The organism is Gottfriedia sp. S16(2024), assembly GCF_050473765.1.
Classification (GTDB): domain Bacteria; phylum Bacillota; class Bacilli; order Bacillales; family Bacillaceae_G; genus Gottfriedia.
In genome coordinates, this window is record NZ_JBFLUO010000001.1 from 2,103,675 (window position 1) to 2,117,134 (window position 13,460).

Consider the following 13,460-nt stretch of genomic DNA (forward strand, 5'->3'; position numbering starts at 1 on the left):
TTTGATAATTAGTGTCCTTCGGGGTCGGGTGAAATTCCCAACCGGCGGTGTTGTATATTTTTATACTAAGCCCGTGAGCTCCATATAGATTTTTTATATGTTGCTGATCTAGTTAGAATCTAGAGCCGACAGTATAGTCTGGATGGGAGAAGGATGGAGTGCATATACGGTATAGTTGTTTTCAAAAATACTATCCGTATAGGCTTAGTTCGTTGTGCATATTTTGTATGTACAACAATAGACGCGCTATAGTACTGTCTTTTAATAGACTCAAATTGTACTTGCGTTTATTTAAGTACACTTCCTTTCTTAAACATCTATTGCCCCTTAGGAGTTTTCTAAGGGGCTTTTCACTTTTTCAAATTAATTTGAATTAGAGGGTGTGATAAGTTGGATCAACTATTTATGAAATTAGAGATGGGTCTTACAAAGTCATTTATCGGGCTTGAGTGTAATGTGCTTTTTCGAAATGAGGTGAATAAACTTGTTTACTGGAATCGTTGAAGAAATAGGAACAGTAAAAAATATCGTAAAAAAAGGTAAAACTTTAGTGCTATCAATTGGTGCATCAGAAATTTTAGAGGATGTTCATTTAGGAGATAGCATTTCTGTAAATGGGGTTTGTTTAACCGTTACGAATTTTACTAAAAATGAATTTTCTGTTGATGTCATGCCTGAAACATTTCAAGCTTCAAATCTAAGTACTTTGGTTTCTAGCCAAAAAGTAAATTTGGAGCGGGCAATGGCAGCGAATGGCCGGTTTGGTGGCCATATTGTATCGGGTCATATTGATGGTACAGGTAAAATTGTATCCGTCAAATCAATAGAAAATGCAGTAATCTATATAATTAATATTCCAAGTCAGTTTGCTAAATATTGCCTTCAAAAAGGCAGTATAACGATTGATGGTACAAGTTTAACAATATTTGAAGTTGAAACTGATATTGTAACAATCTCTTTAATTCCTCATACCCGTTCACATACGATCTTAGGCAGTAAAAAAGTTGGAGATGTCGTTAATATTGAGTTTGATTTATTAGGTAAGTATGTTGAAAAAATGCTTGGTATGAATGAGACGAAAAAGAGTACTGCAATAACAACTTCATTTTTATCTCAAAATGGCTATATATAAAGGAGTAAGCTCATGTTCTCTAAAATAGAAGAAGCAATTGAAGACTTAAAAAATGGAAAAATTATTATTGTTTGTGATGATGAAGATCGAGAGAATGAAGGAGATTTTGTTGTTATCGGAGAATTTGCAACTCCTGAAAATATCAATTTTATGGCCACTCATGGTCGCGGATTAATTTGTGCACCTGTTTCTGAAGAGATAGCCAAGAAACTAGATTTATATGAAATGGTAACAAAAAATACAGATTCTCATGGTACTGCCTTTACTGTAAGTATTGATCATATTGACTCTACTACTGGTATCTCGGCATTTGAACGTTCACATACTGTTTTACAAATGTTAAATGATGAATCAACTGGAGCAGATTTTAGAAGACCTGGGCATATGTTTCCTTTAGTCGCTAAAAACGGAGGAGTTATTGAGAGACCAGGTCATACAGAAGCGGCAGTGGATTTAGCTCGAATGGCTGGATCGAAAGAAGTTGGTGTCATTTGTGAGATTATGAATGACGATGGAACGATGGCAAGAGTACCGGATCTAATTCAAATCGCAAATAAATTTAATTTAAAAATGATTACAATTAAAGATTTAATTCATTATAGACAAGAAACTGAACAACTTGTAAAAAGAGAAGTTGAAATTAAATTACCAACAGATTTTGGTGATTTTAAGATGATTGGTTATACAAACAAGATCGATGGCAAAGAGCATATTGCGATTGTAAAAGGTAAAGTTGACGATGGTGAACCAGTACTTGTACGTATTCATTCGGAATGTTTAACAGGTGATGTATTTGGCTCATGTCGTTGTGATTGTGGACCTCAGTTGCAATCAACATTATCGATGATTGAAGAAGTAGGCAAAGGCGTAATTGTTTATATGCGACAAGAAGGCAGAGGGATTGGCTTACTTAATAAGTTAAGAGCATATAAGTTACAGGAAGAAGGCTTTGATACTGTTGAAGCAAACCTAAATTTAGGATTTGATTCAGATTTAAGAGATTATGCGATAAGTGCTCAAATTATTAAAGATTTAGGGATTGTGAGTATAGATTTAGTAACGAATAATCCAGTTAAAATAGAAGCGCTAAAATCTCACGGAATCCAGATAAATAATCGAGTGCCAATTCAAACCGAAATGAAAACAGAAAACGAAAAATATTTAATTACTAAAATCGAAAAAATGGGACATTTATTACACTATTAAAAATGGGAGAGATTAAGATGAAATTTGAAGGAAATTTAGTAGGATCTGGACTTAAAGTTGCTGTAATCGTAGGACGTTTTAATGAATTTATTACATCAAAACTACTAGGTGGTGCAGAAGATGCACTATATCGTCATGGTGTAGAAGAATCAGACGTTGATGTTATTTGGGTACCAGGTGCATTTGAAATTCCATTAGTCGCAAAAAAACTTGCAGATTCAAAAAAATACGATGCAATCATTACGCTAGGAACAGTTATTCGTGGGGCAACTACTCATTACGATTACGTATGTAATGAAGTAGCAAAAGGTGTTGCTGCTATTACGCTACAAACTGGTATCCCTGTCATTTTTGGTGTATTAACGACAGAAAATATTGAACAAGCGATTGAAAGAGCGGGCACTAAAGCTGGTAATAAAGGCTGGGATTCTGGTATTTCAGCAATTGAAATGGCTAATTTATTAAGAACTATAAACTAAGTATATATATAATAGAAGAAACTGATTAAAGAGAGGTGAATTTCACCTCTCTTTTTTTTATCAAGAGAAAGTAATTTTTTATATAAAAAAGCAATCTGAATATTTGTTTAATCATCTAAATTTGTGGTAGTGTAAAATTTAGTAAAGGTTTATTTGGAGGCAGAAATTAAATGTTATTTTTACTAATTTTAGTCATATTAGTTATCGTTATTTTAACGTTTTTAAATACATATCCTCATTTTGGGAAGAAATATTCAAAGGATCAAGTGGAGTCATTTTATGCTTTAGAGCATTATAAAAATGGTAAGTTTATAAACCAAGTCCCTACTAGTATGAGTATGGATTTTAAAACAAACATTTCTATGATTAGAGACTTTGTTAAGAAAAATCCGAATCGTGTTCCTAGAGATGGGATTCCAATGGAGAAAATTGATGTTTCCAGGTTTCATTCAGAAAGTAAAGATTCGAAAATTACTTGGTTTGGACATTCAGCTTTATTAATTGAAATAGAAGGCAAAAACATTTTAGTTGATCCAATGTTTGGGAACGCACCAACCCCGTTTCCGCAATTTGGTGGTAAAAGATATAGCGGAGGTTTGCCAATTGAGATCAGTGAATTACCAAAAATAGATGCTGTCATACTATCGCATGATCATTATGACCATTTAGATTACGGTACAATAAAAAAAATCAAACAGAAAGTAGATCGATTTATTGTTCCGCTTGGTGTAGGAAGTCACTTAGTGAGTTGGGGGGTACCGAAAGAGAGTATTTCTGAGCATAACTGGTGGGATGAATTTAAATTTGATCAATTAACATTAGCTTGTACGCCAGCAAGACATTTTTCGGGAAGAAGTTTAACTGATCGTAACAGTACTTTGTGGTGCTCGTGGGTCATCATTGGTGGGAAAACGAAAATTTATTTTAGTGGAGATAGCGGATATGCACCTCATTTTAAGGAAATAGGGGAAAAATATGGACCGTTTAATCTAGCGTTAATGGAATGTGGTCAATATGATAAACGATGGTCTGCAATTCATATGCTGCCAGAAGAAACTGTTAAAGCTTTTATTGATGTAAAAGGTGAAGTTCTTGTACCAATTCACTTTGGTGCCTTTACATTAGCATTTCATGACTGGAATGACCCAATTGAACGTGCCGTGAAGGCTGCTAAAGAAAATGAAGTAAAGTATTCTACACCTAAAATTGGTGAAACAATTAATATAAGTACAGGTGAATATCCTAATTCAATTTGGTGGAAGTAGTTTATTTATTTGAAAAAAAGCAGGATTGTACCTTTTAGTATGGAATAATTTAAAAATCAATTTTTTAGGGAAGTGATGTTTGTGGAAGCATTAAAAGAAAGTGCACAAATCGTACAAGATTTAATTTTTGAGTTAGGTTATTCAAATAAAGTGATTGAATTACCAAATAGTGCAAGAACTGCTAAGGAAGCAGCGGAAGCATTAAATTGTGAAGTGGCTCAAATTGCAAAGTCGATTATATTTAAATTAGAAAGCTCAAATAGCGCTGTACTAGTAGTAGCAAGTGGAATAAACCGTGTAAATGAGAAACAAATCGAGAAAATACTAAATGATAAACTAGGAAAAGCAGATGCTGACTTTGTACGTGAACAAACTGGGTACGTAATTGGAGGAGTTTCACCAATTGGGCATAAAAACCAAGTAATTACATTTATTGATGAGGATCTATTACAGTATAGTGAAGTATGGGCAGCTGCTGGCCATCCAAAAGCTATTTTTCAATTAACACCAAATGAATTAGTTGAAATGACAAAAGGTAAAGTCGTAAAAATTAAATAATAGAATGCTCTAACTTTAATTATTAAGGCACATTCAAGTGTAATAAATCAGTTTTTGATTTACTATACTTAAATGTGTCTATTTTTATTGGAAGTTTTTACCTTTTAATAAAGTTCCATTTGTCAGATTAATTTCAAAGGAAAGTGAGATGTATGAGCAAATGTTCAACTTTATTTGTACGACATGTGGCGTTCAATATAACAAGTCGATCGATCCTCCTGAGTACTGCACAATTTGTTGTGAAGAAAGACAATATGTTAGTCCAATTGGGCAAAGTTGGACAACATTACAATCAATGAAAGACCAAAACTATCAAAACATTATTCGTTTTGAAGAAGAAAATTTGTATAGTATCGTTACTAGTCCGAAGTTTGGAATTGGTCAAACTGCTTATCTTATTAAGAATGAAGGGTTTAATTTGTTATGGGATTGTATTTCTTATGTAGATGAGAAGACGATTGAAGAAATTAAGCGGTTAGGTGGAGTCAATGCGATTGCTCTATCACATCCACACTATTACTCTAGTCAAATTGAATGGGCTGAAAAATTTGATGTACCTGTATACATACATGAAGATGATCAAGAGTGGATTACGAGAAAAAGTGATAAGATTATTTTTTGGTCCGGCGAAATGTTAGAGCTTAACAAAGGAATTGAAATTCATCGATTAGGTGGGCACTTTAAAGGTGGGGCAGTATTAGAATGGAAAGCTGGAAATGAGCAAAAGGGAATACTGTTAACGGGGGATATTATTCAAGTAGTTGCAGATCCAAATTGGGTAAGTTTTATGTATAGTTATCCTAATTTAATACCACTACCTGCAAAAAAAGTAAAAGAAATATCGTCAGCTGTAGAGAAGTTAATATTTGATAGAATTTATAATGCATTTCATGGGATTGTAAAAGAGAATGCAAAACAAGTAGTTTATAAATCTGCTAAAAGATATATTGAAGCACTGGATGGAAAGTTGTTTGATACTTAATTGACAATTGATATATGAAAAAAGAATCAACGTAGCTTGGTTCTTTTTTTGTTTTAGAGACCTTACTTGGGAATATTCTATCTTTTTAACTTTGTATCTAACACATATAGAAATCTAAATAACGATTAATATTTTAATTAAAAAGTTTTAATAGGTTAATTAAATGATAAAATGAATCCCTAAAATTGTTAAAAATCATGTTAATTTTATTGAGAAAAATGTAGAGTTTTGTCGCATTTTTTAATTAATGGAATAAATACTGATAAATCAAGGCCTGCAATAACCCATTTGATTAAAAACAGAATATTCACGATAATTTAATTAAGATAAATGAACGAAAATTGTTCATTTTAAATGATTAATTACAATGGATTTTGTCAGAATAAGATATTTTTTGTAATTATTTGGATTAGCTAAATTGTTGAAAACGAACTGGAGGAAGAAAGATGGGGGAAAAGAGAGAGAAGGGGAAAGTTCTTAAAGGTTTTACAGTAGTAGCTTTAACATCTAGTTTTATTTTAGGTTCTCTTGGACAAGCATCAAATGTATCAAATGCAGAAAGTCCAAGTAAAGCAGAAGACATTCTTGCTAACCTAACTGCACAGCAAAGAGCGGCTCTTAAAGAGCTTTCAACGAATGAAGAATCAGGGCTTCAAATTTCTTCTGATATTAATTTGGACTCTTCGGAGCAAACAAGTGTCATTGTTGAATTTGTAAATCAACCTGTTAAAGTAGCACAAATTGAAGCGAGTGTAGAAGGTAAAAGCTTAACAAAATCAGATGCTGAAGCGCTAATCAATCAAGACCATGATACTTTTACTCAGGATGTTGGCCAAGTTTTAACAAGTGGTAAAAGTAAAAAGGTAGATTATAAAATTAATCGTTCTTATAAACATGCATTTAATGGTGTTTCCATGACACTACCAGCAAATCAAATTATGAATCTATTAAAATCAAAAGCTGTTAGTAAGATTTGGAGTGACCAAACGTTTTCAATTGATCCACCAAAAGAAAATGATCAACTAAAAGCAGACGAAGCAAATGTTGGAAACTATACACCTTATGATGCTTTAGATCGTTTACATAATGAAGGATTTACAGGTAAAGGAATTAAAGTCGGAATCTTAGATACGGGGATGGATTATAACCATCCAGATTTAAAGGATGCTTATAAAGGTGGATATGATTTCGTTGATAACGATAATGATCCAATGGAAACGACTTACGCTGATTGGAAAAAATCTGGTAAGCCTGAAGTTAGTAATTCAGAAGCTTATTACACTGAACATGGTACACATGTTGCAGGTATCATTGGTGGTCGTGGCAAAGCAAATAGTGATTATAAAACGGTAGGAGCAGCACCAGAATCAGATTTATACGCTTACCGTGTGCTTGGTCCATATGGAAGTGGCACAACTGATGCCATATTGGCAGGAATCGACCGTGCTGTTCAAGATGGTATGGACGTTATTAATATGTCACTTGGAGCGACTTTAAATGATCCAATATATGCAACTTCAATTGCAGTTAACAATGCAGTTTTAAGTGGTGTGACAACAGTAGTTGCAGCAGGGAATACTGGTGATCAAATGTATACCCTTGGTTCACCTGGAGCTGCAGCATTAGCATTAACTGTGGGCGCTTCTTCAATTGCTTTAGACGTATACGAGTACGCTGGAGTAAATAATGGTAAAAACTATTCAGTAAGACAATTAGCACAGAACTATTCTGATGATATGACATCATTAAAAGGAAAAACATATCAGTTAGTTGATGTTGGTTTAGGAAATCCTGCAGATTTTACTGGTAAAGATGTAAAAGGAAAAATCGCATTTATTAAACGTGGAACGATTGCATTAATAGATAAAATTAAAAATGCAAAAGCAAAAGGTGCTATTGGTGTATTAATGTATAACGATGAAGCAAATAAAGCTGAAGGTGCAATCCAATCATATCTTGGTGAGTCAATGGATGCAGTTCCAGCATTCTCTGTTTCAAATGAAGATGGTTTAGTTATTTCAGCGACAATTAAAGCTGGTAAAACAGATTTCACATTTGGAGATTTTAGTAAAGTACAAACTGCATCAGATGAATTAGCGACATTTAGTTCAAGAGGCCCATCTCGTAGGAATTATGATATTAAACCAGAAGTGACTGCTCCAGGTGTTTCGATTCTTTCAACTGTACCATTTTATGAAAATAATAAAACAGCTGATGGATCAAAACCTGAAGATTATAAATATGCTTACTCACGTCTTTCTGGAACTTCAATGGCAACACCTTATGTAGCGGGGGTATCAGCATTATTACTTCAATCAAATAAAGATTTACAAGCAGAGGATATTAAATCAATCTTAATGAACACTGCTGATCCTTTATCAAAAGCGTATAGCGTTTTTGAAGTAGGTAGTGGGCGAGTAGATGCATATGAAGCAATTCACTCTAATATAGAATTAGAAGTTGTGGATCAAACATCTAAGATTATTGATGGAAGAGAAAAATCAATTAAAGAATTAACAGGAGGCATTAGCTTCGGTTCTTACGGTTCAGATGATCAAGATATTGCAGATTCTCGAAATATTACTTTAAAGAATCGTAGTGAAAAAGCGAAAACATTTAATGTGGATGTAAAATTCCAAGCTGGATTAAGAGGGTCTAAAGATGCGGCCGTGAACAATGTAACGTTAACTGGCCCTACGTCTGTAAAATTAAATGGAATTAGTCAAAGAAATATAAAATTTAACTTAAACATTCCAAAAACTGCAGAAAAAGGAACATACGAAGGGTATATTACATTTACAAATACATCAGATTCAACAGAAACATATCAAATACCATTTGGTGGACGTTTTGTTGATGAAGGAATTGATAACTTTATAATCAATAATCCAATGTTTGGCAATAATATAGACTGGCCTGAAAATGCATATCCTTATATAAGTTTTAGTTATTCATTAAAATCATATATGAAAACATTAGATGTTGTGTTACAGGATGCAGAAACTGGTGAGGATTTAGGTTTAGTAGGTTCATATTTACCAATCACATTGAACGAAAATCAAAATTATACGAATTCAAGAGGATTTAATTCGCTCTACTTTCCATTTACTGGAGATGCGAAAAATCCGATAAGTAGCGAAGCGATTAATGCAAAATCAGGAAAATATCGATTAAAAATAATTGGAACAAATGAAAAAGGTAAAGTATTTACGAAAACAGCTGATTTCTTTTTTGACTCTGGCACACCAAATATGACAACTACCTTTGACAATTTAGATCAAAAAGTAATTGAATATAAAGATAGTCAATTTGATTCGAATGGCCAATTTTTATATGACTTTAACATTAATTTAAACGATCCTGAAACGGATGAAGCAAATCGCTTAGGTATACCGGTTGATCAAACAAGCAATGCGGTTGTATCGTTTTACGATAGTCCATTCCCAGCAAAGCCAAAGTATACAGATAAAGATGGAAACTATACAGATCAGATTAAAGTTAAAAAACGTTCTACACCATTGCAGGTTGCATTTTATGGATTTGATGCAGCACGAAACTTTACTGGAAATGCATCAAATGATTTAAGAATCATATTTGTCGATGAACATTTTCCATACTATTACTTAAAATCAAGTAAACAAACTGTCACAACAGGTGATACTGTTAATTACAGTGTTCGTTCAAATAATGTGAAAAACTTAAAAACAACAAAAATCAATTTAAAAGTTGATCCAAATCTTGCAACAATTCAAAATGTCGTTGTAAGTGATGAAGTAAAACAATATGGAGATGCGCAAGTTTCAGTGTCATCAGTACCTACTACAACTGGTACACTTCTTTATATATTTACCTTTACTTACAATGGAACGAAAGCTTTACCAGAAGATTTAAAATTATTTAATTTCGACATAAAAACAGCTGAGAAATGGACTAAAGGTATGCCATTTGATTGGTATACAATGACGTCATCAACGATTGATCAATCAAATGTAGAAACAAGTAACGTCTATACTTATATGGAAACTTATAAAATTAAGGAAGCTCAATCAAGGGTAGATGGAGCCATATTATCTGAAGGATCAATTGATCCGTCTACAGGTCAAACGAATTATGCAATTGATCAAAGTAAAATTGCTGCAAAAGTAACAGTTACTTCTTATGATGGAAATACGACTGTAGAAGCACCAATTTCTAACAAAAATGGTCAATACATTGCTGAAGGCATAAAAGCTGATAATAAACCTTATACTGTCAAAGTCGATATCCCTGGTCATTTTACAATGTATCGAAAAATGAATTTATCAGATAACGTACGTGGTGAATTAGTAGGAAAGAGAATTAATTGGAATTTAACAAGGGCAGCAGCTGGTGATGTGAATAAAGATAACGTTATTGACATTTTAGATGCAATAGCTGTCGAAACATATTGGGGTACAGATAATAATACAGCGGACTTTAATTTTGATAAAGTAGTAGATGGGAAGGATATGGCCTTTATCATGAAAAATTTTGGATTACAAAATTCGACAGTTGATAATGCGCCAAAACCAAAAACTACTAATAAAGGAAAGACTTTAGAAGACATCTTAAAAGATTTAGGATTAGATCAATAATAAGAAAGGGGAAACCGATTAGTCCGGTTTCCTTTTTTATGTTATTTCATAGTTACTGCTTGGTTTACTACTTCTTTTTTCGGCTTAAAGGCAGATAAAGATAAGGCAAGTAGAGAAATTATACCAATCCATAAAATAATACTCATTGGATGACTCATTGATAATCCTTTATCAAAATAGAAGATTTCTCTTAATCCATCGGCACCAAATCGCATTGGAACCCAAGAGTAAATCCAGTCTTTTGAAAAAGCTGGTAAAAGCTCTTTTGGCATTCCAATTAAAGAACCTGAGAAGAAAAAGATTAGGGCAAAGATCCCAACTCCACCAAAACCAACCCATGACATAACAGCAGAAATAAGGATATGGAAACAGAAATAAGCAATTGTTAAATATAACGCAACATCTAAGAAGTTAGGAAGAGTGAATCCAATCCATTTTGCCATTAATGTTATGCCAAAACCGATTATGAATGATAGGATAACTCCTAGAATTAATTGTTCAAAAATAACTTTTAATTTACTTATTGAATTTGATGTTTGTGTTTTCTTTTTCGCTAAAAAGACGATAACTGCTCCTATTAAGCTAGACATCCAAAGTGGTGTAATTAGGGTGACAGGAGCATTTCCATTTGCTGTATGTGTCCCAATTGCATTTACATTTTCAATATTTGCCACAATCGGATTTGATAAAACTTCAGCTTGTTTTACTGAAATTGAGCTCACGTTTTTCTTTAATTCGTTAAAAATTTGAGTATGAGTAGTTAGGTTAAGATTTTCTACAATATGAGTTAGCATTTGACTAGCCATCGTTGAGCCAGTTGTATTTTTACCTTGGTTTACTAAAATTTTAATCGCTATTGGTGAAGGATTTGCTGTTTTTAGTGAAGCTTGATTTTTACTTAAATCACTTGGAAGAATAAGAGCACCGTAATATTTTTGATCATCTAGACCTTTACGTACTTTTTCCTCACTTGATACTTGTATCCACTTAATCGCTGGTTTTTCACCATTATTCGTTTTAGATAGTTTGTTTATTTTTGATACCATCATATCACCTATATTAACATTCCCTTTTGAAGGAACTTGGATTCCTTGATCTCCGTTTACAATCGCAATTGGAAGATTTTTAGGTGTAGGGTTAACGGATGATGCCAATGTTAGACTGAAAATAATCGCAACAACTAAAACTAGTAGAGGAGCTAAAATAGCTTGTTTTTGTTTAAATAAGTTCATTTCAATAACCTCCTAATTCCTTTATATAAAATTACTGAACAACGTGTTGACTATTGTTATGTGAAGATATTACAATGAGTTTTAATAAATCACAATAAGCAAATCATACAAATGTGTTCATTGCTAAACACATTTATGAAATTTGTTTAGTAAGAACTTATATTTCAAAAGGATGATCTAAAATGAGTCAATCATTGAGAGAAATAAAAGTTGCAAAAACGAAGAAATTAATAAAAGAGACGTTGTTAGATTTAATAGAGGAAAAAGGATTCGAAGCTATTTCAGTTAGAGATATTACATTAAAAGCAGGTTTAAATCGCGGTACATTTTATCTACATTACAGAGATAAATATGATTTAATGGAAAAAAGTCAAAATGAAATCTTAGAAGGATTACAGGATCGACTAATATTTATAAGACCAAAAGAAATGAATGAGTTTTATTCAAATGATATGGTCTATCCACCTATTCTAAATGTATATCATTATTTAAAAGAAAATCAACGATTTATAAAAATTTTGATCAGTACAAAAGGGGACCCAGCTTTTCCGAAGAAAATGAAGGAACATATTAAAGAAACGATTTATGAAAAACTAGTGGATTTATTAGAAGAAGTGTACATGATTGATATTCCACATGAATACACAACTGCATTCATTTCATCGGCCTTCTTTGGACTGTTGGAGCAATGGCTAGAAAAAGAAGAACCAATTACCCCTGAAGAAATGGCAATCATGCATATGAAGCTTTTGAAATTTATGAAGACATTTGTTAGTCAAATCGCTAAATAATGTAGGTTAGAATAGGTCCTTCTCGATGCCAGAAAAAAGATGTCTCAAGATTTTTATTTGAGACATCTTTTTTCCTAATAGTATTAAGATCTTGTTTCTGATATTGCAGTTCTTACCTTTTCGAATGATGTTTTAGCTTTATGAGAGTTTAAGATCATTAAGTTTACGTATAATGCATCAATAATACTTAATTGTGCAATTCTAGATGCCAGTGCTTCTGGTCGATATTCTGTTTCCTCGGAAGAGGTGTAAAGCGAGACATCAACATTTTGACTTAAAGTAGATTTTGGGAAACCTGTAATTCCAATCGTTTTGGTACCGTTTTCATTTAATACTTGCAAAATACGAAGGATGTCTTTATTTGAGCCCGAATGCGAGATGACGATTGCTACATCTTCCTTGGTTAGTTGAGAAGCTGACATCAATTGAAAGTGTGAGTCAGTGTATGAATTTGCTTTTATTCCTGTGCGAATAAATTTGTGAAAGGCATCCATCGCAATAACAGATGAGCCACCTACACCATATAATTCAACTTTATTAGCTTTTAATATAAGATTTACTGCTTTTTTAAACGATGCACTATCTAAGATTTGGGCAGTATTTTCAAGTGTTCGAATATTAGATTGAAATATTTTATTCGCAATCGTTATCTCATCGTCTTTTTCATTAATTTCTTCATGGATTTGCTGGATTGGTGTCATAATTTCAGATGCTAATGCAATTTTGAGCGCTTGGTAACCTTTAAATCCAATCCGTTTACAAAATCTAAAAACAGTTGCATCAGCAACGTTTAAGTCTTCAGCTACTTCTGTAATTGTACTGTGAATTATATGCTTTGGGTTTTGTAATATATAATCAGCAATCTTTTTTTCTTTATCACTTAATCGCGCATAGTAAGAACGAATTTTACCTAAGCTGTTCGTTTGTTCCATATTGTTTACACCTTTCGAGTAAATTGAGTTTTAGTTATATATAAATTTTTAATATAGTATTAAATTGAAAAAATGTATTTTAAAGATTTAGAAAAGAAATATAATTTGCTTAATTATTATTATATAGGAAAAAAGTGTTTTTTTTAATAATAATATGAAAACCCTTTCATGTGAAAATTATTTCGTATATATTCATTTTTGTCAAAAAAATTTTTTTCACACATGTTTAGTATAGCAAATTTTCAAAATAAGTGGGTTAAGAGGAATTTT

The 13,460-nt window shown here is 32.5% G+C and carries 10 protein-coding genes and 1 riboswitch; of the genes, 8 read left to right on the forward strand and 2 right to left on the reverse strand.

Annotation, left to right across the window (positions count from 1 at the left end):
• Positions 1-10: 10 nt before the first annotated feature.
• Positions 11-158, forward strand: a riboswitch (FMN riboswitch).
• A 326-nt stretch (positions 159-484) separates the two neighbouring features.
• The 7 genes from ribE (at position 485) to AB1282_RS09870 (ending at position 10,235) form a co-directional block, all read left to right on the forward strand.
• On the forward strand, positions 485-1,132 hold the full coding sequence (ribE, locus tag AB1282_RS09840) for a riboflavin synthase (protein ID WP_429899002.1): 648 nt from the start codon (positions 485-487) through the stop codon (positions 1,130-1,132).
• A 12-nt stretch (positions 1,133-1,144) separates the two neighbouring features.
• Positions 1,145-2,338: a bifunctional 3,4-dihydroxy-2-butanone-4-phosphate synthase/GTP cyclohydrolase II gene (locus AB1282_RS09845; protein ID WP_056471489.1), complete on the forward strand. Its 1,194-nt coding sequence runs from the start codon at positions 1,145-1,147 to the stop codon at positions 2,336-2,338.
• Positions 2,339-2,355: 17 nt separating this feature from the next.
• Positions 2,356-2,817: a 6,7-dimethyl-8-ribityllumazine synthase gene (gene ribH / locus AB1282_RS09850; protein WP_056471487.1), complete on the forward strand. Its 462-nt coding sequence runs from the start codon at positions 2,356-2,358 to the stop codon at positions 2,815-2,817.
• A 332-nt stretch (positions 2,818-3,149) separates the two neighbouring features.
• Positions 3,150-4,082 carry an MBL fold metallo-hydrolase gene (locus AB1282_RS09855; RefSeq protein WP_429901112.1) on the forward strand — a complete coding sequence of 311 codons (933 nt, stop codon included), beginning with the start codon at positions 3,150-3,152 and terminating at the stop codon, positions 4,080-4,082.
• A gap of 75 nt (positions 4,083-4,157) precedes the next feature.
• Positions 4,158-4,640 (forward strand): YbaK/EbsC family protein, encoded by a 483-nt coding sequence (locus AB1282_RS09860; protein WP_429899003.1) that lies wholly within the window; start codon positions 4,158-4,160, stop codon positions 4,638-4,640.
• Positions 4,641-4,800: 160 nt separating this feature from the next.
• Positions 4,801-5,622: a hypothetical protein gene (locus tag AB1282_RS09865; RefSeq protein ID WP_429901114.1), complete on the forward strand. Its 822-nt coding sequence runs from the start codon at positions 4,801-4,803 to the stop codon at positions 5,620-5,622.
• A 446-nt stretch (positions 5,623-6,068) separates the two neighbouring features.
• Positions 6,069-10,235: a S8 family serine peptidase gene (locus AB1282_RS09870; RefSeq protein WP_429899004.1), complete on the forward strand. Its 4,167-nt coding sequence runs from the start codon at positions 6,069-6,071 to the stop codon at positions 10,233-10,235.
• A 41-nt stretch (positions 10,236-10,276) separates the two neighbouring features.
• Here AB1282_RS09870 and AB1282_RS09875 read toward each other — a convergent pair whose 3' ends face one another.
• Positions 10,277-11,467: a YhgE/Pip domain-containing protein gene (locus tag AB1282_RS09875; RefSeq protein WP_429899005.1), complete on the reverse strand. Its 1,191-nt coding sequence runs from the start codon at positions 11,465-11,467 to the stop codon at positions 10,277-10,279.
• 182 nt (positions 11,468-11,649) lie between these two features.
• Between AB1282_RS09875 and AB1282_RS09880 the strand changes: the two genes are divergently transcribed.
• Complete coding sequence (locus AB1282_RS09880; protein WP_429899006.1) at positions 11,650-12,258, forward strand: TetR/AcrR family transcriptional regulator; 609 nt, start codon at positions 11,650-11,652, stop codon at positions 12,256-12,258.
• Between the two features lie 83 nt (positions 12,259-12,341).
• Here the strand turns inward: AB1282_RS09880 and AB1282_RS09885 are convergent, their stop codons facing one another.
• The gene (locus AB1282_RS09885) at positions 12,342-13,190 is read right to left on the reverse strand and encodes a MurR/RpiR family transcriptional regulator (protein ID WP_056471469.1); all 849 of its coding nucleotides are present in this window, start codon (positions 13,188-13,190) and stop codon (positions 12,342-12,344) included.
• Between the last annotated feature and the right edge of the window lie 270 nt (positions 13,191-13,460).

Bases quoted from the DNA above. Each gene is read 5' to 3' on its own strand.
- AB1282_RS09885 (WP_056471469.1), bottom strand. From the start codon at position 13,190: ATGGAACAAACGAACAGCTTAGGTAAAATTCGTTCTTACTATGCGCGA.
- AB1282_RS09880 (WP_429899006.1), top strand. From the start codon at position 11,650: ATGAGTCAATCATTGAGAGAAATAAAAGTTGCAAAAACGAAGAAATTA.
- AB1282_RS09860 (WP_429899003.1), top strand. From the start codon at position 4,158: ATGTTTGTGGAAGCATTAAAAGAAAGTGCACAAATCGTACAAGATTTA.
- AB1282_RS09870 (WP_429899004.1), top strand. From the start codon at position 6,069: ATGGGGGAAAAGAGAGAGAAGGGGAAAGTTCTTAAAGGTTTTACAGTA.
- AB1282_RS09875 (WP_429899005.1), bottom strand. From the start codon at position 11,467: ATGAACTTATTTAAACAAAAACAAGCTATTTTAGCTCCTCTACTAGTT.
- AB1282_RS09865 (WP_429901114.1), top strand. From the start codon at position 4,801: ATGTTCAACTTTATTTGTACGACATGTGGCGTTCAATATAACAAGTCG.
- ribH (WP_056471487.1), top strand. From the start codon at position 2,356: ATGAAATTTGAAGGAAATTTAGTAGGATCTGGACTTAAAGTTGCTGTA.
- AB1282_RS09855 (WP_429901112.1), top strand. From the start codon at position 3,150: ATGAGTATGGATTTTAAAACAAACATTTCTATGATTAGAGACTTTGTT.
- AB1282_RS09845 (WP_056471489.1), top strand. From the start codon at position 1,145: ATGTTCTCTAAAATAGAAGAAGCAATTGAAGACTTAAAAAATGGAAAA.